The sequence below is a fragment of the Mucilaginibacter galii genome (assembly GCF_014635825.1).
In the GTDB taxonomy this organism is placed as follows: domain Bacteria; phylum Bacteroidota; class Bacteroidia; order Sphingobacteriales; family Sphingobacteriaceae; genus Mucilaginibacter; species Mucilaginibacter galii.
This window is the reverse complement of the sequence record NZ_BMDO01000006.1, coordinates 116148-140901: the sequence shown is the minus strand read 5'-3', so window position 1 is coordinate 140901 and position 24754 is coordinate 116148. Positions and strand designations below refer to the sequence as shown.

General features: G+C 42.6%; 19 protein-coding genes. 11 read left to right on the top strand and 8 right to left on the bottom strand.

Translation table 11 applies throughout. The annotated features are described in order from the left end of the window. Nucleotides 1-41: 41 nt before the first annotated feature. From IEV61_RS12040 to IEV61_RS12020, 5 genes are all read left to right on the top strand, one after another. Nucleotides 42-1286, top strand: a complete 1245-nt coding sequence (locus IEV61_RS12040) for a cation:proton antiporter (protein ID WP_188416990.1) — start codon at nucleotides 42-44, stop codon at nucleotides 1284-1286. A gap of 234 nt (nucleotides 1287-1520) precedes the next feature. Beyond that, nucleotides 1521-2213, top strand: a complete 693-nt coding sequence (locus IEV61_RS12035; RefSeq protein ID WP_229747119.1) for an HAD family hydrolase — start codon at nucleotides 1521-1523, stop codon at nucleotides 2211-2213. Between the two features lie 185 nt (nucleotides 2214-2398). Continuing rightward, complete coding sequence (locus IEV61_RS12030; RefSeq protein WP_188416988.1) at nucleotides 2399-3295, top strand: diacylglycerol/lipid kinase family protein; 897 nt, start codon at nucleotides 2399-2401, stop codon at nucleotides 3293-3295. Then, complete coding sequence (locus tag IEV61_RS12025; protein WP_188416980.1) at nucleotides 3288-3836, top strand: dual specificity protein phosphatase family protein; 549 nt, start codon at nucleotides 3288-3290, stop codon at nucleotides 3834-3836. Before IEV61_RS12030 ends, IEV61_RS12025 begins: the two co-directional genes overlap by 8 nt. An 88-nt stretch (nucleotides 3837-3924) precedes the next feature. After that, nucleotides 3925-4554 (top strand): chloramphenicol acetyltransferase, encoded by a 630-nt coding sequence (locus tag IEV61_RS12020; RefSeq protein WP_188416978.1) that lies wholly within the window; start codon nucleotides 3925-3927, stop codon nucleotides 4552-4554. 110 nt (nucleotides 4555-4664) lie between these two features. Here the strand turns inward: IEV61_RS12020 and IEV61_RS12015 are convergent, their stop codons facing one another. From IEV61_RS12015 to IEV61_RS12005, 3 genes are all read right to left on the bottom strand, one after another. Next, entirely contained in the window at nucleotides 4665-7139 is a 2475-nt protein-coding gene (locus IEV61_RS12015) for an ABC transporter permease (RefSeq protein WP_188416976.1), read from the bottom strand. 46 nt (nucleotides 7140-7185) lie between these two features. Continuing rightward, nucleotides 7186-9648, bottom strand: a complete 2463-nt coding sequence (locus tag IEV61_RS12010) for an ABC transporter permease (RefSeq protein ID WP_188416974.1) — start codon at nucleotides 9646-9648, stop codon at nucleotides 7186-7188. A 147-nt stretch (nucleotides 9649-9795) separates the two neighbouring features. Beyond that, the gene (locus IEV61_RS12005) at nucleotides 9796-10683 is read right to left on the bottom strand and encodes a TraB/GumN family protein (RefSeq protein WP_188416971.1); all 888 of its coding nucleotides are present in this window, start codon (nucleotides 10681-10683) and stop codon (nucleotides 9796-9798) included. Nucleotides 10684-10800: 117 nt separating this feature from the next. Between IEV61_RS12005 and IEV61_RS12000 the strand changes: the two genes are divergently transcribed. From IEV61_RS12000 to IEV61_RS11975, 6 genes are all read left to right on the top strand, one after another. Continuing rightward, nucleotides 10801-11073 carry a hypothetical protein gene (locus IEV61_RS12000; protein WP_188416969.1) on the top strand — a complete coding sequence of 91 codons (273 nt, stop codon included), beginning with the start codon at nucleotides 10801-10803 and terminating at the stop codon, nucleotides 11071-11073. Further along, complete coding sequence (locus tag IEV61_RS11995; RefSeq protein WP_188416968.1) at nucleotides 11070-11831, top strand: MBL fold metallo-hydrolase; 762 nt, start codon at nucleotides 11070-11072, stop codon at nucleotides 11829-11831. The genes IEV61_RS12000 and IEV61_RS11995 overlap by 4 nt, the downstream gene beginning before the upstream one ends. A 134-nt stretch (nucleotides 11832-11965) precedes the next feature. Further along, complete coding sequence (locus IEV61_RS11990) at nucleotides 11966-13267, top strand: flavin monoamine oxidase family protein (RefSeq protein ID WP_188416966.1); 1302 nt, start codon at nucleotides 11966-11968, stop codon at nucleotides 13265-13267. 375 nt (nucleotides 13268-13642) lie between these two features. Beyond that, nucleotides 13643-14965 carry a TolC family protein gene (locus IEV61_RS11985; protein ID WP_229747118.1) on the top strand — a complete coding sequence of 441 codons (1323 nt, stop codon included), beginning with the start codon at nucleotides 13643-13645 and terminating at the stop codon, nucleotides 14963-14965. Nucleotides 14966-14992: 27 nt separating this feature from the next. Next, nucleotides 14993-18226 (top strand): efflux RND transporter permease subunit, encoded by a 3234-nt coding sequence (locus IEV61_RS11980; RefSeq protein ID WP_188416954.1) that lies wholly within the window; start codon nucleotides 14993-14995, stop codon nucleotides 18224-18226. Nucleotides 18227-18353: 127 nt separating this feature from the next. Then, complete coding sequence (locus IEV61_RS11975; protein WP_188416952.1) at nucleotides 18354-19523, top strand: efflux RND transporter periplasmic adaptor subunit; 1170 nt, start codon at nucleotides 18354-18356, stop codon at nucleotides 19521-19523. A gap of 129 nt (nucleotides 19524-19652) precedes the next feature. Here the strand turns inward: IEV61_RS11975 and IEV61_RS11970 are convergent, their stop codons facing one another. The 5 genes from IEV61_RS11970 to rpsA form a co-directional block, all read right to left on the bottom strand. Continuing rightward, nucleotides 19653-19934, bottom strand: a complete 282-nt coding sequence (locus IEV61_RS11970; protein WP_188416951.1) for a hypothetical protein — start codon at nucleotides 19932-19934, stop codon at nucleotides 19653-19655. Between the two features lie 13 nt (nucleotides 19935-19947). Further along, entirely contained in the window at nucleotides 19948-20868 is a 921-nt protein-coding gene (locus IEV61_RS11965) for an aspartate carbamoyltransferase catalytic subunit (protein WP_188416950.1), read from the bottom strand. 131 nt (nucleotides 20869-20999) lie between these two features. Next, the gene (pyrR, locus tag IEV61_RS11960; protein WP_188416949.1) at nucleotides 21000-21542 is read right to left on the bottom strand and encodes a bifunctional pyr operon transcriptional regulator/uracil phosphoribosyltransferase PyrR; all 543 of its coding nucleotides are present in this window, start codon (nucleotides 21540-21542) and stop codon (nucleotides 21000-21002) included. A 248-nt stretch (nucleotides 21543-21790) separates the two neighbouring features. Continuing rightward, on the bottom strand, nucleotides 21791-22372 hold the full coding sequence (locus IEV61_RS11955) for a cupin domain-containing protein (RefSeq protein ID WP_188416948.1): 582 nt from the start codon (nucleotides 22370-22372) through the stop codon (nucleotides 21791-21793). Between the two features lie 169 nt (nucleotides 22373-22541). After that, a complete protein-coding gene (gene rpsA / locus IEV61_RS11950; RefSeq protein ID WP_188416947.1) occupies nucleotides 22542-24485 on the bottom strand; it encodes a 30S ribosomal protein S1 in 1944 nt (647 codons plus the stop codon). Between the last annotated feature and the right edge of the window lie 269 nt (nucleotides 24486-24754).

Sequence of the window (24754 nt, the reverse complement as noted above, 5' to 3'; positions counted from 1 at the left end):
TTTACCTTTCACGCTTAATGTTGTGAGTCCTTATTTTACACATGGATCAATATATTGTTATCATCAGCGTAATTGGTATAGCTGCCTTGGGCATGGCTTGGATGCCTGCTTTTACTAAGCGCACTGGTGTTTCTTATGCCATATTATACACACTGGGCGGTATGCTTATTTACCTGCTTTTTCCACATTTGCTGCCAGCCGCTAATCCTAAAACAAACCTTACTTATACCGGGCACTTAACCGAACTGGTGGTCATTATTTCGCTCATGGGTACGGCTATAAAAATAGACCGCCCGCTAAAGTGGAAAAGCTGGCAAAGTCCTTTACGGCTGGTAACCATTGGCATGGTGGGTTGTATAGCCGTAGCATCTCTGTTAGGGTATGCTTTTTTTAACCTAGGTGTCGCGTCGGCGTTGCTGCTGGGTGCGGTATTGGCCCCAACAGATCCTGTATTGGCTTCTGACGTGCAGGTTGGGCCGCCTAATGAAAACATAAAGTTTGAAACCAAATTTGCTCTAACAGCCGAAGCCGGCATGAATGATAGCCTGGCCTTTCCCTTTGTATTGCTGGCTATAGCTATATGCCATATGGGTGGAAGTGCTGATGTTAATTTGTGGGAATGGCTCGGTTACAATGTGATTTTACGTATGGTAGTTGGCCTGGCTGTTGGCTTCCTTATTGGCAAACTTTTGGGCTACATCCTGTTTACCATGAGCGATAAATTTAATGTGCTGGAAACCCGCGACGGTTTTGTAGCATTATCGCTCACTTTAATGGTTTATGGCATTGCCGAATTATTGCATGGTTACGGTTTTGTAGCTGTTTTTGTAGCCGGCCTTACACTTAGGAATTATGAGGTTGGCCACAACTATCATGATAAGCTGCATGCTTTTACAGACCAAAGCGAGCGCATTATGCTGGCTATTGTGCTTATTTTGTTTGGCGGGAGTTTGCTAAGCGGTGTGCTAAGCGGGTTAACCTGGCCCATGGTGATGTTTTCTTTGATGTTTTTATTATTGGTCAGACCCATTACTTCGTATTTAAGTTTAGCATCATGCAATCAAGTGCACTCCACTGAAAAATGGGTGATCAGTTTTTTTGGTATCAGAGGTATGGGTTCTGTATTTTACTTGGCTTATGCTTTTAAAGAGGCTAAATTTCCACATGCCGACGAATTGTGGACGATAGTAATGTTCACTATTCTGCTATCTATTTTACTGCATGGATTAACGGCTACCCGGGTTATGAAATATATGGAAGCCCGGTTTGCAAAAGAAATTAAGTAGTTACTAGTTGATTCACGCTTGCTTAAAAAATAAAGAAACCGGATACTCGCTATCCGGTTCCTAATCTAATTTTACTTATGAAAACAACAACATCAAGATGATGCCTTCAATACAAAGGTACTCTTATAAGTTGTGGAAAGCAATGTTTTCATAAAAGTTGACTCCGTTATAGTAGTTATCATAGCATTAACCAAAAAATAAAGGGTATTTCTTAATATTGCCAACAAATTGTTCATGATGAATATTAAAGTTATTGCCTTTGATGCCGATGATACGCTTTGGGTAAACGAACCTTATTTCAGGCGCACCGAAGAAAAGTTTTGCAACCTTTTTAGTGAGTTTTTGCCCACTCATGACATTGAGCGCGAACTGTTGAAAATTGAAATTGGCAATTTAGGGCTTTACGGTTATGGTATAAAAGGTTTTGTACTGTCGATGATAGAAACAGCGTTGCGAATAACGGACGGACAAATTAATACTCAAGCCATAGAAAAGATACTGGCTTTAGGTAAGGAGCTACTTAACGAGCCCATTGAGCTATTGGAAGGCGTAGAGCAGGTGCTGCAATCTTTACAAGATAAATACAGGCTGGTAGTAGCCACTAAGGGCGATCTGCTCGATCAGGAGCGCAAACTGAAAAAGTCAAACCTGCTGCAATATTTTCACCACATAGAGGTAATGTCCGAAAAGGATGACGCCAGTTACCAGAAACTGGTTAAACACCTCGATATCCAACCCAACGAATTATTAATGGTGGGCAACTCCTTAAAGTCGGATATTTTGCCGGTGCTTAATATTGGTGGGCACGCCATACACATACCCTACCATATTACCTGGGTGCACGAAATGGTGGAAAACCAGGTAGAGCATGATAATTTTAAGAGTGTAACCCATATACAGGAAGTGCTGCAGTACATCGCGCTATAACTAACTACAATGTTACGTCGCTTTCTTAACATCCTTTCATGCGTTAACATCTGGTTGTGCCATATACTTTACACAATGTTAATACTTACTGCTCAACTATTGACAGAACCGAGTGTTAACGTTTAAGTATATGATGTACAGGTAAAGCTGTGCTTAGCAATAACAACAATTCCAGCTGCATCTTCATGAAATTCAAGCATATTCATTTCATTATCAATCCTGCATCGGGTAATGAAGAACCTATCCTATCTTATATTAACCAGGTTCTTGATCATTCAGACACTAACTGGGATGTTACGATTACTAAAAGGGGCATAAGTGCCGGCGAAACTGCGCATACTTTAATTGGCAAAACCGATCTTATTGCCGTATACGGCGGCGATGGCTGCGTAACTGAGGTAGCCAGCGCAATATTTGGTACGACAATGCCAATGGCCGTAATACCCGGTGGAACCGCCAACGTAATGGCAAAGGAATTAGCCATACCCATTGATACAAAGGAAGCTATTCAATTGTTGATTAGCGAGCAAGCCTCATTCAAGACCATGGACATGGGGCTGATGAATGATCGCCCTTTTTTGCTCCGCATTAACTTGGGCATTATGGCCGATATGATATTGCAAACAGACCGTAACCTTAAAGACAACATCGGTCAGCTGGCTTATGGAATAACAGCCATTAAAAATATTGCCAATGCTGAACCCATAAAATACCGGCTCGAAATTGATGGTCAGCTTATAGAAGAAAGCGGTGTTTCCCTAACGGTAACAAACTCGGGTAATATAGGTATAGGCGATTTTGATTTACAGCCGGGCATCAGTATTACAGATGGCTTTCTTGATGTTATATTGCTTAAAGACACTGATTTCGTTTCACTGCTAAAAGTCGCGGGAAGCACGCTGCTGCAAAACGACACTGATGCCATCAAGCATTGGTCGTGTAAACAAGTGACCATAACTACCGAGCACGAACAGCATTTTATTTGCGATGATTACGAAGAAACTGCACGTGTGTTAAACATTAAAGTAGCTCCTGCGGCCATTAAAATATTAGTGCCGCAAAATTCCAAAACCAATGCATAAACTTAAAAGCTGGATCAGACTGGTTATTATATTCTTACAACAAACAACCGATCATTTTTACCGGTTGATTGCAGGCAGGCCTATGCTTAAGCGTAGCCAGATTACGGCAAACCTCTTTTTAGGAAGCCAGTATAATTTGGTGGGCTTAAAAAAGTTGAAGGCCTTGGGCGTAACGGCTATCATTAACATGCGCATGCACTCAATATATAGCGAGGCGCAGTACGAAGGCTTTCATTATTTGCATTTGCCTACTGAAGACAATACCTCTCCGAGTATGGAAGTATTAATCCAAGGTGCTGATTTTGTCGACCAGGAAATAAAGAACGGCGGAAAAGTTTACATTCATTGCAGGCAGGGCTTAGGGCGAGGGCCCACCATGACCATAGCTTATCTGCTAAAAACTGGTTTAACTTATGATGATGCTTACGCACTGGTAAAAAAAGTACGAACCTTTATCAATCCACGGCCTACGCAGGTAACAAGGTTGAAAGAGTTGGAAGAATACTATAACCATGAGAAAGCCGCTGCTACAATTATTTAAGGGCTGCTAAAAAGTTCTGTAATTTTCTAAATCTTTGTAGCCCTGACGGTTTTTGCTCAACAGCAGGACCGTAAAGATTATAATAATTATGAAACACAAGCTCGACTTAGCAACCTGGCCGCGTAAGCAGCATTTTGAATTTTTCAATCAGTTTGAAGAACCCTATTTTGGCGTTACCGTAAACGTTGATGTAACACTTGCCTATGAGCATGCCAAAGCTGCCGGGGTTTCTCTGTTCATCTATTACTTGTATCAATCATTAGGTGCAGCTAATCTTACCGAACCTTTCCGTTACCGTATAGAAGATGGTGAGGTAATGGTTTATGACGATGTTCATGCATCGGCCACGATAAACCGCCCCAACGGAACGTTCGGGTTTTCTTACATTAATTATCACGAATCTTTCCAGATATTTTTGGAAGGTGCTGAGCAGGAAATAGGCCGTGTGCAAAGCAGTAACGAGCTATTGCCCTCAACCTCAGGGCAAAACGTAATTCATTATTCTACCTTGCCCTGGATCAACTTTACCTCTATATCGCATGCGCGCATGTTCAGTTATAAAGAAAGTGTACCCAAGATCAGCTTCGGGCGTATAACCGATGTGGACGGTCAAAAAATAATGGCCATGTCTGTTCATGTGCATCATGCCTTAATGGATGGCGTACACGTTGGCCAATATGTTCAACGCTTTCAGGATCTGTTGAATATGGGATTGTGATAGGTGCGAGGGTTAGGAGTTGTAAGGAGCGGAGGTAATTATGGGATTGCCCGCAAAATTGCTGTCTGTTTTGAAAACCTCCGCTCCACATAATATAAACCCCTGCAACTTCATTCGCTACGCAGGCTCTTAACCGGGTTGGCCATGGCAGCCTTAACAGTTTGCAGGCTCATAGTCAGCAGCGCTATACAAATAGTTGCTAAAATGGTAATGGCAAACATCCAAGGATTAATTGTGGTGTGGTAGGCAAAGTCTTGTAACCAATGGTGTAAAAAGTACCAGGCAATAGGAGCTGCTATGGCAAAAGCTATTACTATAAGTTTTATAAAATTGGTACTTAACAGTGCTATGATCTGGGTTACACTGGCTCCCATAACCTTACGTATACCTATTTCCTTAGTCCGCTGGCTGGTGGTGAATATAGCCAGCCCCAGTAAGCCCATGCAACTGATCAAAACTGAAATTCCAGTAGCCCATTGCAGTAATTTACCAATGTTCTGCTCTGCCTTGTAAAAGCGGGCTACACTTTCATCAACAAAGCGGTATTCAAATTCTTCTTCAGGATAAACCTCGTGCCATGCGGCTTCCATTTTAGCTATGGCCGCTTTCCAGTTGTCAGAACCCGGCACTTCGGGCTTTAAAGCAATGTTTAGGGTACGCATGTGCCTGCTGCCTGCTGTATAGCATAGTGCTGCCGGTTTCAAAGCATACTGTAACGGCTTCTGATAAAAATCTGGCACGACCCCAATAATCGGTTCTTGCTTATCATTAACTTCTACCATTTTACCAATAGCTTGCTGCGGGCTGTTAAAACCTAAAAATTTGCGATAAGTTTCGTTAATAATATAGGCACCAGTGCTATCGTGCTGCTGTAGGTTGCGGCCGGCCAGTAATTTTAATTGGTAAACGTTAATATAGTTAGGGTCGGCATACTTAAGTTCAACGTCGGTTTCGCGCAGCGTTTTACCATTATTATACTTAAATGTTGTAGAGTGGCTGTTTAGGGACGACGGAGCATCGCTGGCTATACTTACGGCCTCTACCTGTGGCATAGCTTTTACCTTGTCGTAATACACCTGTTTTAAATTACTTTTCACACTATTTTGCGGTGTACGGATGTAAAGTATGGCATCTTTTTTATAACCTAAATCCTTATTCAACAAGTAACGTATTTGGTTACTTACCAGCAGGGTAAATAAAATAAAAACCTGCGCAATTGCAAACTGCAGCACCGTGAGCGATTTGCGTAAATTTACTGAACCGACTTTTCCTGCACCTGCCAATCCTGCACCTTTCAAAACTTGTACCGGTTGATAGGAAGACATCACTATCGCCGGATATAACCCTGATATAACCGATACCGTAATGATGAGTATCACGATAAAGCAAAGCATTTCGACCGTAAACATTTGTGCATAGCTAACCCCGGCAGGTATAAAGCCCGAAAAAAGTTTTAGCAAGTAATAAGATAAAGCCGCCGAAATAATGGCTGCAACAATAGTAAGTAATAAGGTTTCGGTTAAAAATTGTCCAATAAGCTGTTGTTGTGTGCCCCCAATAGTTTTACGCACACCTATTTCACGTGCGCGTTGCGCCGATTGGGCTGTGGTTAAATTGACAAAGTTTATACAGCCCAATATTAGTATAAATGCAGCCACGCCCAGTAAACTAAAGAGCACCTTTTTGTTAGCCACCCGCTGTCCAAAATTATCATAATCAGCGTTGAAATGAATATCATTAAGAGGCTGTAGTACAAACTTGTGTGTTTCACCCGCATTAATGTCTTTTTTGTTGCGGAGTATTAAGGCATTAAGTTGAACTTCGATTTGCTGAGTCGAACTTTGATCTTTTAGTTTAATAAACAGTTGATTGTAAGATGAGGTACTGCCCCAGCTATCCTCATGATAGCCTCCATCCAGATCACCACCTGTGGGTTGAACTTGAAAGTGATCAATAGTGTGTAAACTAATAAAATCGTGAAATGTCAAGTCAGTGTTCTCTTTAATGTCGGCTACTATACCCGAAACCGTCATTTTGAGCGAATCGTCATACATTACCGTCTTGTCAATAACTTGTAGCGGCGTGAGGTTGGGAAAGTACAGCTTTGCACGGCTTTGCGTTAGCACCACTTGGTTTGGATTGTTAAATGCTGTAGCGGCCGACCCGGCAAGCCATTGATAGGTAAAAAGCCTGAAATAAGCTTCGTCACAAATAATTACCTTTTCCTGATTTTTAAATATTGTGGGCGATGTATTAGGTGCCGGAACTGTAATGCGTACATCTTCACTGTAAATACGGAAGGGAGCGGGTTGCTCTATTCCTGTTACTGAATTGATGGCTTTATATAAGGGAATAGGTACGCCTGAATTATGGCTTACCTCTCCTTGGTAGGCAATAGCCGATACTACTCTGTAAACACGCTCACCATCCTTTTCAAACTTATCAAAGCTAAAATCGTATTGCACCACCATGTAAATAACTATGGCGGCGCTAATGCCTATGGCCAACCCAATAATATTAATAAGCGTAAAGGCTTTATTTTTTAACAAGCTCCTGAAAGCAGTTTTAAAATAGTTTTTGATCATGACAAGTGTTTTTTAGGTTGAATAGCTGACGTTGTAGAATTAATTATTATTCACTACGCAGGCTCTTAACCGGGTTGGCCATAGCAGCTTTCAAGGTTTGGGTACTCATACTTAACAAGGCAATCAAAACAGTTGAAACAACGGTTCCGGCAAACAGCCAAAAGCTTATAGAGGTATGATAAGCAAAATTTTGAAGCCATTGATTGAGAGCATACCAGGCAATAGGTGCCGCAATAATGAATGCCAAAATAATGAGCTTCACAAAATCGAGGCTCAGCATAGATACGATTTGCGCTATGGTAGCTCCCATAACCTTGCGTATGCCTATTTCTTTAGTACGTTGGGTGGTTGTATGTATGGCCAGCCCCAGTAAACCCAGGCAACTTATGAATACAGATAAACCTGTAGCCCAGTTAAGCAACTTACCCGTATTTTGTTCGCTTGTGTAATAGCTGGCTACACTTTCATCAAGAAAGGTATATTCAAAGTCTTCTTGGGAATACACCTGCTTCCAGACTTTTTCAATTTCCATAATTGCCTCATGCCAATTGCTAGATCCCTGCATTTGCTTGCCCAAGCCTATATGTACTACCATATTTCGATAAGGTGAATCACCATAACCCAAGGCCAAAGGCATAATAGGCGCATGTAACGAAAGCTGGTGAAAATCTTTAACCACACCAATAATTTCAACGGGTTTGCCGGTATCGTTAGAACCAAGCATTTTGCCAACCGCGTTTGCCGGGTTACGAAAGCCCAGTTCTTTGCAAAACGTTTCGTTAATTACAATGCGTTTGAGTGTGTCCCGTTTTTCGGGGCTGCGTCCGGCCAATAACTGCAAACCGTAAAGTTTAAAGTAATTTTCGTCTCCAAACTTTAAATATACAATGCTTTCTGTTTCTTTCTTACCATCTTTATAGGTCATGTGTGTAGACATGGTGCCCCGAGAAGACGGTGGATCGGTACCCAAACTAACTAAACTAATTTGCGGTATAGCCTTAAGTTTATTTAGAAGTACGTTTTGGTGGTTGGTATTTACCTGGCTATAAGGTGTGCGTAAGTACAGCTTTGCATCTTTGTCAAACCCAAGGTCTTTATGCAGCAAATAGTAAATTTGATTGCTTACCAGCAAGGTAGCCATCACGAATACCTGTGCAATAACGAACTGCACAACGGTTAAGCCCTGGCGTAAATACTGAGTGTTGCCCTTGCCACTCACTGTACGCTGATTCTTAATAATTTGTACAGGCTGGTAGGCCGACATGACCAGCGCCGGGTACAGGCCCGAAAGTGAAGTAATACCAGCTAACAACAGTATAATAAATAAACCGGTACCGGGTGTAAACAGCATTGAGTAGGTAATACCTGTTGGAATGAAGCCCGAAAACAACTTAAGCAGGTAGTATACCATTACTGCCGATAGCAGTGTAGCTACAGTAGTAAGCAAAAAGGTTTCGGTTAAAAATTGACTGATGAGTTGCTTGCGGGTGCCTCCAATAGTTTTGCGTACGCCAATTTCTTTAGCCCGCAAGGCTGATTGTGCAGTAGTTAGGTTAATAAAATTAATACAGCCCAACAGCAACAAAAATGCCGCTACGCCCAAAAGGCTATACAATACTTTTCTATTGGCAATACGCTGATTGAAGTTGCCGTAGTTAGCATCAAAATGCAGATCGCTTAAAGGCTGCAAGGCAAACATCTGGCTTTTAAACCCAGCCCTGTTCTCACTATGACTTTGGTAAATTGCGTTAACTTGTTTTTGAACCGAAGCCAAAGAAGAGCCTTTACTTATTTTGATAAATAACTGGTTTACATCTGATGTATTGTTCCAGTTTTTATTGGCATAATCGGCTTGTATTCCGGGGTTATGATCGGCTGATGAAAGGCTTATGAAATCCTGAAAAGTAAAATCGGTGTTTTGATCAAGATCGGCAACTATACCAGATACGGTAACCTTGAGGCTATCATTATAAATTACCTGTTTACCTATAATATTGGCAGAGTTAATACCTGGAAAAAGAAGCTGTGCCCGCGCTGCCGTAAGCACCAATTGGTAAGGTTTGGCCAATGCGTTTTTTTGTGAACCAGCCAGCCATTGATAGCGTATAAGTTTGAAATAGGCATCATCGGCTAAAATGATCTGGTTCTGCTTTTTGAGTAACAGGGGGTTCGAGGCTGATGATGGTACACTAATATGTGCATCATGGTCGAAGATAAAAAACGGTGCTGCCTGCTCAAGCCCCGTTACCTGGGCACGTACACTTTCCCCTAAAGGTGCAGGTACGCCGGAGTTATAACCAAGCAGGTCCTTTGAGTTAAAATTAGATACAATGCGGTAAATTCGGTCGCCATCTTGGTGGAATTTATCAAAGCTGAAATCATACTGCACCACCAGGTAAATGATCATGGCCGCACTGATACCAATGGCCAGCCCCGAAATATTAATAAGGGTGAATGCCTTGTGTTTTAGTAAGCTCCGTAAGGCAGTTTTATAATAATTTCTGATCATGATCTACCGGCCAATTAGATTTATACCCAATTTGCCGATAATATTATGCCACGCTTTAAGGTGTTGTTTTTTAGGGTGTTGTATAATTATGGATGACTCTACTGTTCATTTTCGTACAGTTGTTGTACGATAGCGTTGCAATAAAAATTAATGAGCTTTCACAAACGTAAAAGGCACATTTTTAAAGTGATAGCCCTTTTTCTTCAATAAGGCAATTAGGCCTTGTTCGCCTCCCAAATGTCCGGCTCCAACGGCTATCATGGTGCTTTTGGGGCCAACCAGTTTCTCAATGCGGCTGGCCATAATGATGTTGCGTTTAATAAGTAATGCTTCGTTAAAAGCGGCATCCATTGGTGCTCCGTCACTCATTTCGGCCAATAAAGTGCTGGTCTCCTGTTTAACATAAATACCGGTCAGCTTTTTAATGGCATCATCGGCGTTGGTGTAAGTTTTAAGCATTTCTTTCACCATTTGAGCCTGAGTGGCTGCCGATAATGCATTGATAGCACCCATTTGTTCCTCAACGGTTTCAATGCCGCCTATGCTATCTTTTAGCTGCTTGGCCCGGTTATACATTTCCATATCAATAGCTACCGATTTTCCATTATTCAGCAGCATAGTGGTCAAAAATATGGGCTTTAACCTAAACATGTTATCGCCCATCATTTGCAGCATGGCCGATGATTTGGCAATAGCCCTGAACTTTTGTAACGAAGCCGAATCCAGCAGCTTATCCAAGCGCTCGGTGCTGTCTTTAACCAAGGCATATTTCATCATTTCCATAGGATTGATCTTGCCAAAATCCAGCTCAAAATATACTTGTTTGGTTTGTGTAAGCTTGGCAAGCACTGGTTGAGGAATTTGATACATTGAGGTATCGAACATGTGTATGGTGCCGTACAAGTAAGTGGGCTCTTTTATATTATTACCGGTTATTTGCCAAAGCAAACCCTTGCTTTGTGCCAAGGCATTTTGAGTACAGGTAAACAGTAGAAAGCTTAAAAGTCCAAGGAAAACGGTAGTGGTTTTTTTCATGATATGGTTTAATGTGCAATACGCTATTAAGAGGAAACCAGCGTTGTTATGTTACAAATGTGAGATAAAATTTTAAACGCTTACCAACAATCGATAGATTTATTACTTTTGAATGTAATGCTTACCAATACCAATCATACGCTCGATAAACTGGAAAACTTACTTAAGTGTTCCGGCTACAAGGTACGTTATGAAAAAGGTAATTTTAAAACCGGGGCCTGCCTGCTGCAAAACAGCCGCATGATTGTGGTCAATAAGTTTTCAAATTTGGAAAGCAAGATACAGTCGTTAACAGAACTCATCAGGCAGTTGGAAGTTGATGTAAAAACACTTGATGATAAGCAGCTGGCATTTTTTCAATCTATTAAACAAACTGAACTGCAGCTGTGACCATTACATTTTTAGGAACCGGAACATCGCAGGGCGTACCCGTTATTGCCTGCGGGTGCGAGGTATGTACCTCTACTAATAAGCACGATAAGCGACTGCGTACCTCTGTTTTAATAGAAACAGATGGTAAAGTGATCGCTATTGATTCGGGGCCCGATTTTCGTTACCAAATGCTGCGTGCCGGTGTAAAACACCTGGATGCCGTAGTGTTTACTCACGAGCATAAAGACCATACCGCAGGTTTAGATGACATCAGAGCCTTTAACTTTATACAGCAGGCTCCTATGGATATTTATGCCGTGCCCCGTGTGCAAGAATCTTTAAAGCGCGAGTTTGCCTATATTTTTGCCGCATACAAATACCCCGGCATACCTCAGCTCCATATGCATACTATAGGCCCCGAGCCTTTTAGTATTGGCCCTGTTGAAGTAACTCCTATAGAGGTTATGCACTACCACTTACCCGTACTTGGCTTTCGTATCAAGGATTTTACATACATTACCGATGCAAAAACCATAGCCCCTGCCGAAATGGAAAAAATAAAAGGCAGCCGTATCCTGGTAATTAATGCCTTGCAAAAGGAGCCGCATATTTCGCATTTTACTTTGGATGAAGCCGTAACACTGGCTAAGCAAATAGGTGCGCAAACCACTTATTTTACACACATTAGCCATCGTTTGGGTAAGCATGTCGATGTTTCGGCAGAGCTACCCGAAGGTATAGCGTTAGCTTATGATGGCTTGACGATAAAGTTGTGATCTTTTTCTCATTTCTCTACTGATCATTACCAGCTTCTATCCATTTTTTGCATTGCCTGTTATTCCATATTGTTGTGCAGAAACAAATTCCATTAATTAAAACAGGAATTTTTAACTTGCAGCATCTACACTTTATGGAAAACACAAACGTAATCATTGTGGGCGCGGGTGCTGCCGGTTTAATGGCGGCTTACACGCTTAGCAAAGCCGGCAAGAAAGTAACCGTACTCGAAGCCTGCAACCGTACTGGCGGCCGCATACGCACGCTGGACAATACGCAGTTTTTCAATCATGCTGAGTTAGGAGCCGAGTTTGTGCACGGCGATCTGCCCGTCACCTTGGGGTTATTAAAAGATGCTAATATTCCATACTATCCTGCCGGGGGCGAAATGTGGCAATACAGTAACGGCACCTTTACCAAAGATGCCGGGATTATAGAAAGCTGGCCGCTGCTCATGGAACAGCTTAACGCGCTGCATGACGACATGACGTTAAATGATTTTTTGGAGCAGCACTTTACCGATGTAAAATTTGAAGACTTAAAGGAATCGGTAAGGCGGTATGCAGCCGGGTACGATACGGGCGATCCTGCGCGTATGAGCGCCCTTTCTTTACGCAGCGAGTGGCAAAATGAAGATGAAGGTGCCCAACACCGCATTGAGGGTGGTTATTGTAGGCTAATAAATTACTTGGTTACTGCTATTAAAGAGGCTGGCAACCACATATACCTTAATGCTCCCGTTACCCAAATCAGATGGTCGGCGGGTAAGGCGAAAGCCATTATTGCCGACGGCGAGATTTACGAAGCTTCAAAAATTATTTTCGCAATACCGCTTGGCGTTTGGCAGGCACCAAAAGCAGCTAAAGGCTTTATACATTTTGAGCCGGCCATTGAGCCGCAAATGCAAGCTCTGCAAAACATGGGCTTTGGCGCCATTATTAAGGTTTTGTTGCAGTTCAATGAAACGTTTTGGGAAGATAATGTTACCGAAGAACTGGCCCATCAAAGTTTAAAAAAAATGGGCTTCTTGTTTTCTGAAGAAGCTATACCTACCTGGTGGACACAAGCTCCGCAGCATTCACCCATGATAACCGGTTGGCTGGGCGGTCCCGCAGCTAAAGACTGGGCAAATAAGCCTGCCGAAGAAATATTGCAGCACTCTTTACAATCGCTGGCTAATATTTTTAACCGTAGTGCCGATTGGTTAAAAGGTCATCTGATAGCATCGCACATAGCCAACTGGACGGCCGATCCTTACATTTACGGATCTTACGCTTACGACACTATACACACGGCTCAGTCCTTAGAACTGCTCAAGCAGCCTATTGGTGAAACTATGTATTTTGCCGGCGAGTATATGTATCAGGGCCCTGCCATGGGTACAGTAGAGGCGGCGTTAACAAGCGGTAAAGACGTCGCTGAACAGTTGCTCTAAGCTTTAATCTATAGTTACGTGTTTCGATATAAATTTAAATACTTAAGTAAGTATATAATGCTCTCGTGGGTATAGTGAAGTTTAATTCGCGAAGCTGAATACTATAGATCTCATTGAGCTAGCTATCATCGAGCAGTTAAATAAGTAACTGCTTACATATTGTCATGGTAACGTCTGCCCGAGGCAACATTCTTTTTACATTGATAAATAAAAGCTGTTAAAACTTTTATTTTTTACAATAGAACTTACATTTGCTTCTGTCTATCGTAATTTTCTTTCCTAATGATTAAAAGATTACTAATTGTCCTTTTTGTCGGCAGCTCATTTTTATTGGTTACTCATACTGTTATAGCTCAGGAAACAATTGCGCTTAGCATGAAGGAGGCTGTGCAATTGGGCGTAGAAAATTATCCGGCCATACAGGCTAAAAAAAATCAGCTTAATTCATCAAGATCTTACCTGAAAGAAACCCGTACAGAGTACCTGCCCGATCTTAATTTTTCCGCACAAAATTCTTACGGTACTATTAATGGTCAAAATGGTCCCCTAATAGGGTATAGGGGTTTGGCGGTATCTTCGTCTGGCCCGGCATTGCCCGAGCAAAGCTGGAACTCTGCCTTCGGCTCGCTATACCTTACCAACGTTAATTGGGACTTCTTTGCCTTTGGCCGTGCCACAGAGCGCGTTAAGGTACAGCAACGTGTGGTTAACCGCGATGAGGCAGACTTAGGTCAACAGCAGTTTCAGCATAAGATCAGAATAGCAGCGGCTTACCTGAACGTGTTGGCTGCACAGCGCCTGGTTAAAGTACAGCAGGATAATTTAAACCGTACACTCGAAATACGCCGCGTGGTAGTGGCCCGTGTAAAAAATGGCCTCAACCCAGGTGTCGATTCTTCCTTTGCCAACACCGAAGTGTCTAATGCTAAAATTCAGTTGACCAATGCCCGGCAAAACGAACAGGAACAGGTGAATCAACTGTCGCAGTACCTGGGCTACACTATCCCACCCGCCGATTTTGTGCTCGACAGTACTTTTGTGGTGAGAAATCCAAATATGCCTAACCCGGTAGCAGCAATTAAACAGGAAGATCACCCGGTGCTTCAATATTATAAAGATCGTATACAGGTGAGCGATGAGCAGGCCCGGTACCAAAAAACATTTGCGCTGCCTACTTTTTCTTTAATAGGAACTTTTCAAGGTCGTGGGTCTGGGTTTACACTGGCACCGGCCATTAATACCCCGGTGGCTCATAACGGCAGTTATATTGATGCACTTAACCCAACGCGGTTCAACTATATCATTGGTATTGCCACCAGCTGGAACTTTACCAGTTTGTTTCGAACCAAATACCAGGTACAATCGCAAAAATACATTTCGCTGCAATACCAGGACGAATATAACTTGGTTAACCAGCAGCTGAAAAATCAACAGGTGTTGGCCGAAACGCGGATAGGTAATGCGCTTAAAAATGCACAGGAGGCCCCGGTGCAAATTAAATCGGCAAATGATGCTTATGTGCAAAAAATAACGCTCTACAGAAACGGACTAGCTACCATTACCGATTTTACACAGGCGTTGTATGTACTTTACCGAGCCGAAACCAATAATTACATTGCCTACAATAATGTATGGCAGGCTCTGCTGTTCAAAGCTGCCTCAACCGGCGATTTTGACCTGTTCATCAATAACTTTTAAGCTACTCATCTGCTGAAATACATTTAAATGGGACTCATAAAATTTGCACTTCGTAAACCCATCACTATCCTGGTTTTTGTAGCCGGTATATTTTTCTTCGGGCTCAATGCCATTAGGAGTATCAAGATCGATATTTTCCCCGACCTAAACCTGCCGGTTATTTACGTGTCCCATCCATACGGTGGTTATACGCCTACCCAAATGGAATCTTACTTTGGTAAGCAGTATGTTAACTTGCTGTTGTATGTATCGGGTGTTAAGAGCATCGAAACCCGCAACATACAGGGTTTAACCTTAATAAAATTATCGTTTTACGAGGGTACCAATATGGCGCAGGCCGCGGCCGAGGTATCGGGTTATACCAATAGGGCGCAGGCCATATTTCCGCCGGGTACGCAGCCGCCGTTCATTCTAAGATTCGATGCCTCTACACTGCCGGTAGGGCAGTTGGTATTAACCAGTCCTACGCGGAGTAATAACGAACTGCTCGATCTGGCCAACGTATACGTACGTTCATCATTTACCTCGGTACCCGGGCTGGTATCTCCGGCACCGTTTGGCGGTAATACGCGTTCGGTGGTAATTAAGGTAGACCCCAGTTTATTGCGTTCGCACAACCTCACGCCCGATCAAATTGTGACCGCCATCCGCGAAAACAACTTGAACTCGCCTGCAGGTAACGTACGTATAGGCGATTTAAACTATTTAACGCCTGCCAATACTTCCATTAAAAAAGTGCAGGATTTTGGTAACATACCCTTATATCGTAATGGTATACAAACCGTTTTTCTGCATGATGTAGCCACGGTTGAAGATGGTGCAGATATTACCAGCAGCTATGCCCTCGTGAACGGCAAACGTTCGGTTTACCTGCCCATCACCAAATCGGCCGATGCCTCTACCTGGGAAGTGGTACAAAACCTGAAGAAAGCTATTCCGCGCTTTCAAAGCTTACTGCCTGAAGATGTAAAGCTGTCGTACGTGTTTGACCAGTCTACCTATGTTATTAACGCCGTGAAAAGTTTGGCCGAAGAGGGTGCTATTGGCGCGGTGCTTACCGGTTTAATGGTATTGCTTTTCCTGGGCGATAAGCGCGGTGCTTTGATCGTAATCCTGACCATACCTACTTGTATAGTATCGGGCATTTTGTTCCTGTCGTTATTTCATCAAACCATTAATATCATGACGCTGAGCGGGCTGTCGCTGGCTATAGGTATTCTTGTAGATGAATCTACAGTAACTATTGAAAACATACACCAGCATTTTGCTATGGGTAAGCCCAAGGCGCTGGCTATATGGGATGCTTGTAAGGAAATTGCTTTCCCTAAATTGCTTATCCTGTTCTGTATTCTGGCGGTGTTTGCGCCGGCCTTTACCATGAAAGGCATCCCGGGTGCTTTGTTCCTGCCTTTAGCGCTGGCAATTGGTTTCTCCATGATCACGTCTTACTTGTTATCGCAAACGTTCGTACCCATTTTGGCCAACTGGATTATGAAGAACGACCATGAAAAGAAAGACTTTGTGATGGACGATGACCATGACTTGAAAGAAGAATCGGCCCGTCATGCCATAGAGGATCATGGCGCAGAAGAAACCCGTTTCGACAAGTTTCGTCACCGCTTTATGGGCTGGATGGATACCATGCTACCCAAACGCAAATGGATAGTGCTGATTTATATTGTAGTTTCTGTTAGCTTGGCCTTACTGCTGTTCACCACCATAGGCCGCGATGTATTGCCTAAGGTTGATTCGGGCACTTTCCAGGTAAGGCTGCGTGGAGCTGACGGTACACGTTTGGAGCGTACTGAAGCCATGACGGTGAATGCACTTAAAATATTAGGGAAACTGGTAGGGAAGGACAAAATAGCTGTGACCTCGTCTTTTGTAGGTACGCACCCCTCACAGTTTTCAACCAGTCCCATATATTTGTTCATGGCAGGTCCGCAAGAGGCCGTTATACAAGCAGCACTGACCGAGGAGTATGACGGCAACTTAGACGATTTGAAAGAAAGTTTCCGGCGCGAGATACATAAAGCTATGCCTAATGTGAAGGTGTCTTTTGAGCCTATTGATTTGACTGATAAAATCTTAAGCCAGGGCTCGCCCACACCTGTAGAGATCGGCATATCCAGCAAGAATAAAAAGCAAAATGTGGTTTATGCTTACAAAATATTGCGCAAACTTAATGAGATCAAGTACATGCGCGATGTGCAAATTGGCCAGTCATTCAAGTATCCGTCTATTAACATTGATATTGATAGGGTACGTGCGGCACAGTTAGGCGTCGCCGTAGGCGATATTTCACGCTCGTTAACAGCCTCAACCTCGTCGTCGCGCTTTACCGAAAAGAATGTTTGGCTAGATGAAAAAGTGGGTTTGAGTTATAACGTGCAGGTGCAAGTACCCGAGTACCAAATGTCGAGCTTGAACGATATTAAGGAAATTCCCATTATGGCCAACCAGCGCCGACCAGTATTGAGCGATGTGGCCAGTATAAAAATGGATACCACTTATGGCGAGAATGATAACATTGGCGCCATTCCCACCATATCGGTCACAGCAAATTTGAATGATAAGGATTTAGGTACTGCCACGGATGATGTAAAAGAAGTAATTAAATCGTTAGGCGAATTGCCCCGTGGTTTAACTATTGAGCCCCGCGGACTTAGCCAAACCCTTGATGATACCTTGGGTAGTTTGCAAAGCGGTTTATTGATAGCCATCCTGGTAATATTTTTAATGCTTACGGCCAATTTTCAATCGTTCAAGGTATCGCTGGTGGTACTTTCCACCGTTCCGGCAGTAATTTTGGGTTCTTTGTTGTTGGTGAAGTTTACCGGTGCCACACTTAACCTGCAATCGTACATGGGTATGATTATGGCGGTTGGTGTGGCTATATCCAATTCGGTGTTATTAATCACCAACGCCGAAGAACTGCGCATGATTAACGGTGATGCCTTGAAATCGGCACGAGAATCGGTTGCACTACGCTTGCGCCCAATTTTAATGACTAGTTTGGCCATGATTGTAGGGATGATCCCGATGGCTTCGGGCTTGGGTGAGGGGGGAGATCAAACTTCGCCGTTGGGGCGTGCGGTAATAGGAGGCTTGTTCTTTTCTACTTTTGCTTCCTTATTAATATTGCCATTGGTATTTGCCTGGGTGCAGGGTAAAACCACCACGCAATCGGCATCTTTAGATCCTGAAGATGAGCAGAGTAAATATTATGTGCCGTTGCACCATATTAAAAGTGCTGATTAATAAGTGCGGAGAGCGAGGAAAAAGAAATAAATAGAAAAAACTCGTCATTGCGAGGTACGAAGCAATCTCTGAGGAGGTTTCAACGCGATGCAATAATTTGATATAATATTAGCTGTTGAAAGTCAATATGAAGAATTTGAAAAGTAACATAACCACTGCCATTTCACTACTTGGCTTAACCGGCGTATTAACCTTAGGCGCCTGCCATTCGGATGATAAGGACAAGGCCGATCAACAGCGTGCACAGCAAGAGCAAACCGACATTGAAGTGCCGCCGGTAGAAACGTTTGGCCTGGAAAAAAGTAAGCTGGCATCAACCCTGCAGGTACCGGGCGAATTAATGCCTTACCAGCAGGTAGCCCTGTATGCTAAAATCAATAGCTATGTAAAACGTTACCTGGTTGATGTAGGTTCTGAAGTGCATAAAGGCCAGCTCATGATTATTTTAGAAGCGCCCGAAATTAATTCACAGCTTGCATCGGCACGTGCGCGCATTAAGCAGCAGGAGGCTACTTACCTGGCCAGTAATGCCACCTATGGGAGGTTGTTTAATACCGCTAAAACGCCGGGTACCATTGCCCAAAATGATATAGAGCAGGCTGATGCCCGCCGCAAGGCCGATATGGCTAACGTGGAAGCTGCCAAAGCCGTCTACCAGGAAGTAAGCTCAAACCTGCAATATCTTCAAATACGCGCCCCATTTGATGGTGTAGTGAGCGAGCGTAATGCCAGCATGGGTGCATACGTTGGTCCGGGTGGTAAAGGTTCTGATCTGCCTTTGTTTGTGGTTCAGCAGCAAAAGAAACTACGTTTGGTTATTTCGGTACCTGAGTTAAGCACAGGTTCGTTAAGTAATCAGGAAGAAGTGGGTTTTACGGTTCGTGCTATACCTAATCAGCAGTTTACGGCTAAAATTAAACGCGCTGCAGGTGCACTGGATGCTAAACTACGTTCAGAACGCCTTGAAATGGACGTAGAGAACCCTAAAAAGGTTTTATTGCCGGGTATGTATGCCGAAGTGAACGTGCCGCTGAAATCGCATGATAGTACTTTCGTTATCCCTAAAACTGCGTTGGTACAATCCACCGAAAAAGTATTTGTGGTACGTGTAGACGCTCAACACCGTGCGCAGTGGATTGATGTACAAAAAGGTATTCAAAGTAAAGACGTGGTTGAGGTGTACGGCAAAGACCTTCACTTAGGCGACAAGCTGGTGAAGGTAGCCACTGATGAGATACGGGACGGTCAGCCGGTGAATGATAAGCCTGCTAAAAAGGGCGAAAAAGTGGAGGAATAAATATGCACGATGCTGTAAAAAAGGGGTCTTTGCGAGGAGCGATAGCGACGCGGCAACCGCACGCGTTCATTACCTGTACGCGTGCGATTGCCACGCTACGCTCGCAATGACATTATAGTAGTAGTGTTACTACAGCTTATCCAACCCATCAGCCATTACCCTGGCTTCAATAGTTCCTATGATATCGCCATTCATGTAAATACTAATGGCGTTCTTGGTTTTCTGAATTTGTAACCTGCCTTTAAACAAGTGAGCATCGCCCCCATAAACAAAATCGAGCAGCGGGTTGATGCTTTCTTTACGGCATACCAGCTCCTTGCCTAACTGCTTTACAATAAGCCTCACGCGGCCCGGCTTTTCCTTTTCAGGTTCAATTTTTAATACGTAATCATGTAATAACCTGAAATTCATAGTTTATTAAAAATTAGTTCTGTCCGGCTAAAAGGTATAATACAGCCATACGTACAGCCACACCATTCTCCACCTGATCTAAGATAATAGATTGCTTACTGTCGGCCACATCGCTGGTAATTTCTACGCCACGGTTAATGGGGCCGGGGTGCATAATAATGATCTCTTTATCCAGGCTGTCCAATATTTGTTTATTCAACCCAAATAGCATTGTGTATTCGCGTAGGGAAGGGAAGTATTTAATATCCTGACGCTCCAGTTGAATGCGCAGCATGTTGGCCACATCACACCAGTTCAGGGCTTTCTTGAGGTCATGTTCCACCTTTACGCCCAACGAGCCAATGTATTTAGGAATAAGCGTGGTAGGGCCGCAAACCATTACTTCGGCGCCTAATTGTTTAAGGCATAAGATATTGGATAAAGCAACACGAGAGTGAAGTACATCACCCACGATTACTACTTTTTTTCCGGCTACATCGCCGAGTTTTTCGCGGATAGAAAAGGCATCTAACAATGCCTGTGTAGGGTGCTCGTGTGCACCATCACCCGCATTTACAATTTGTGCCTTTACGTGTTTGGAAAGAAACACTCCAGCACCTGCATAAGGGTGACGCATCACCACCATATCAACCTTCATGGCCAAAATGTTGTTTACGGTGTCGATCAATGTTTCTCCCTTGCTAACCGAAGAAGATGACGCTGCAAAGTTTAGCGTATCGGCAGATAATCGGCGCTCAGCCAGTTCAAATGATAAGCGAGTACGGGTAGAATTTTCAAAGAAAATGTTGGCAATTGTGATATCGCGCAGGGATGGTACTTTTTTAATAGGCCGGTTAATCACTGCTTTAAAAGTATCGGCAGTTTCAAAAATCAGCTGAATATCTTGTGGATTTAAATCTTTAATACCTAATAGATGTCGTGTACTTAGTCCCATGTTTATTTCGAATTTCGAATGTTCAATTTCGAATGTATATTGAACTGCTATAATGAGCAGCTTTGACTATTCAATGTTATACTGTTTAAGATCTCAAATTTCGAAACTGAACATTCGAAATTCGAAATCTTTTATTGTGCTTCTGATAACAGCACAATTTTGTCCTCCCCATCAGTTTCCTTCCAGCTAACAACTACCTTTTGTGAGGCAATAGAATCTACCTCAATGCCAGTATAGTTTGCTGTAACGGGTATATGGCGCGAATAGCGACGGTCTACCAGAGTGAGCAGTTCTACCTTTGCAGGGCGGCCAAAGGCCAGCATAGCGTCCATAGCGGCACGTATGGTGCGGCCTGTCCACAGTACATCATCCATTAAAATAATGTTCTTCCCTTCGATAATGAAATCTATACGGGTTTGGTTGGGTACCAAAGGACCCTCGCGTCTACGAAAATCATCACGGTAAAAGGTAATGTCTAAGTCGCCCTGTAAAACGGGCTTGCCTAATATTTTTCCTAACTCTTCGGCCACGCGGCGGGCCAGATAAATGCCCCGGGGCTGTATACCTATTAATATAGCATTAGCAAAGTCGTTATGGTTTTCTATTAATTGCCGGCAAAGGCGCTGTATGGTGATCTGGAATTTTGGCCCATCAAGCAACGTCAGGTTCTGCATCGTTTCAGTAGGTTTGGGCAAAGGTATAAAAAGTTTTTATAGCAGGCTATGCCTAAAGTAGCACAGGCTACTTAAAAAGATAAACTTCAGCCTCCCGAACTAATCAGCTTTGTTAAACTTATTGATTGAATAGGTTTTTTGCTGTATATGAGCGAATTTTAGATTGATTACTGTTGGGGTACTATTGTATAGTATTTAATCGTAAGAATAGTTTATGGTTAAAAAGCGTATACTGAATCAATGTGGCTTTAAGCTGCGGAATTTGATATCATGATAGGTTCTGAATGCCACTCTGGTGTGTACCCTTTAAGACGCCCAATAGCAGCCAACACCTTAAATGCCGCCTTTTTGACAAGGGTCCATCGACCTGCAATAACATAATGATCGCCATAATAATCGAGCATCACGGCAAGATGTAAAAGAGTAGGGGCTTCTTTACCTGCGGCATGGCGGGCTTGAGCAAATGAACAAGCTGACTCATACATTTCAGCGGTTTTTAAAGCAGGACGTATTTCACTAATAATATTAAGTTCTTCTTTCTTGCTGGCATTCCACCATTGGTGCGAGGTGCCTGGCTGAATAACCAACATTTCGCCGGCATCATAACGTACTTTTTTGCCGTTCACAATGGTCATCATACTACCCGATTGTACGGTGATGATCTCGGTTTGCGCCGGATGCTTATGAACAAAACCACTGCGTTGTTTACTGCCAACATCGGCAATGCATTTTATTTTTAAAAACTCACCATTAGTGTCTTGTGAAGTTAACAAAAAAATGAATGTTTTTTTGGTCAGAGGGTTATAAAGTTGGTCGCCGGTACGTAGCATATTTCTTAGTAAAAAAGTATTTCAAGGGGCTTGCAGCCTCTGGTTAGAACAATTGTCCTATTGTTATTACGTAAATTAAAACAATTTGATACACATGTAGCAATAAAAGTGCCCAAAAAAAAGCCCCGTGCTTGAGGCACAGGGCTTTAAAAGAGAAAGTATTTAATGATTAATTCTCGTCGTTAGATTTACGTGCTTTGTTTTCAGCACCTTCCATCTGCTCTTTTAATTGAGCAAGAACGCTTAAATCGCCAAGGGTTGATTTTTCAACAGATTCTTTTACTTTTTTCACCGCGCTTGTAGCAGCTTTCGCTTCTTTTTTACGGTTTTCAAAGTCTTGAACTCTGGCTTCAGAACGAAGGTCTTCCCAAATACGTGAGTGAGAAATAACGATACGTTTGTTGTCTTTACCAAACTCGATGATCTTGAATTCGGCAGTTTCTTCGGCTTTCAAAGCTTTACCGTCTTCTTTTACCAAGTGTTTGGTTGGCGCAAAGCCTTCAACACCGTAAGGTAATGCTACAACAGCACCTTTATCAGTTACTTTCAACACAGTACCTTCGTGGATAGAATCAACGGTGAAGATAGTTTCGAAAGTGTCCCAAGGGTTTTCTTCCAGTTGTTTGTGGCCTAAGCTCAGTTTGCGGTTATCAACATCAAGTTCTAAAACTACTACATCTAATTTTTCGCCTACTTTAGTAAACTCGTTAGGATGGTTAACTTTTTTAGACCATGAAAGGTCAGAGATGTGAATTAAACCATCAATACCATCTTCCAGTTCAACAAACACACCAAAGTTGGTCATGTTCTTAACGGTAGCAATGTGCTGAGTGCCTACGGCGTAACGTTCAGCAGCGTTTTGCCATGGATCTGGCGTTAATTGTTTAATACCTAAGCTCATTTTGCGCTCTTCGCGATCTAAAGTTAAAACTTGAGCTTCAACTTCGTCACCAACTTTCAGGAATTCCTGAGGATTGCGCAGGTTTTGTGACCATGACATTTCTGATACGTGGATCAAACCTTCAACACCAGGGGTAATTTCAAGGAATGCGCCGTAATCAGCAACGGTAACAATTTTACCTTTAACATGTGAGCCAATTTGGATGTTTTCATCCAGGCTTTGCCAAGGGTGAGGAGTTAATTGTTTTAAGCCCAGAGCAATACGTTTTTTCTCGTCATCAAAGTCAAGAACAACAACGTTGATCTTTTGATCCAATGCCAATACTTCACGAGGGTGCTCAATACGTCCCCAAGAGATATCAGTAATGTGCAGTAAGCCGTCAACGCCACCCAAATCGATGAACACACCGAAATCAGTAATGTTTTTAACAGTACCTTCCAATACCTGACCTTTTTCAAGACGGGCAACAATTTCAATTTTTTGGTTTTCTAAATCGTCTTCAATCAGCACTTTGTGCGATACCACTACGTTTTTAAACTCGTGGTTGATTTTAACAACTTTGAACTCCATGGTTTTACCTACATACACATCGTAATCGCGGATAGGCTTGATATCGATCTGTGAACCAGGTAAGAAGGCTTCTACGCCCATTATATCTACAATTAAACCACCTTTAGTTCTGCTCTTCACAAAACCGGTAATGATCTCATCGTTAGTCAATGCATCGTTAATACGCTCCCATGATTTTTGTGTTTTAGCGCGTTTGCGTGAAAGTACCAACTGACCGTTAGCATCTTCCTGCGACTCAACGAACACGTCAACAGTGTCACCGATTTTCAGATCTGGTGTATCACGGAATTCAGACAATGATACCATACCATCAGATTTAAAGCCGATGTTTAATACCACGTCTTTGTTGTTGATGTTTACTACAGTACCAGTGATGATTTCGCCTTGATTAATTGAGCTGAAGGTACCATCGTACATTTGCTCTAATTTTTCGCGGTCTGCATCGCTGTAGTTACCAAATTTTTTCTCATCTGCATCCCAGTCAAAATCTTCCGGAACTGCTGCGATTTGAGATTTGATCTCATCAATAGAAATTGAATCAGCTTCTGACTCAATGCTTTCTTTTTCTGCAAAAGCCGGAACTGTACCCAATTCAGCCTCTTTTGACTTTAATTCTTTTTCTGCTTCTTGTTTTTTTGCCATTAAATAATTTGTCTCCTTTTCCCAATTAATTGGGACTGCAAAGGTACGGATAAATATTTCTTATATAAAAATAAAATATAATGTTATAGACTGATTTTGAAGCGTATGTATATTAAATATGTATATGTGCAGATGTGCAGATGTGATGATGTACAAACAAGAAGTAATTACAAGTCATTTGATGCCTTGAGATGTATCTTGAACTAATAAAAATAAAACCGCTTTAGTCACAGTTTGTAGTATGTACATCATCTGCACATTTTGCATAT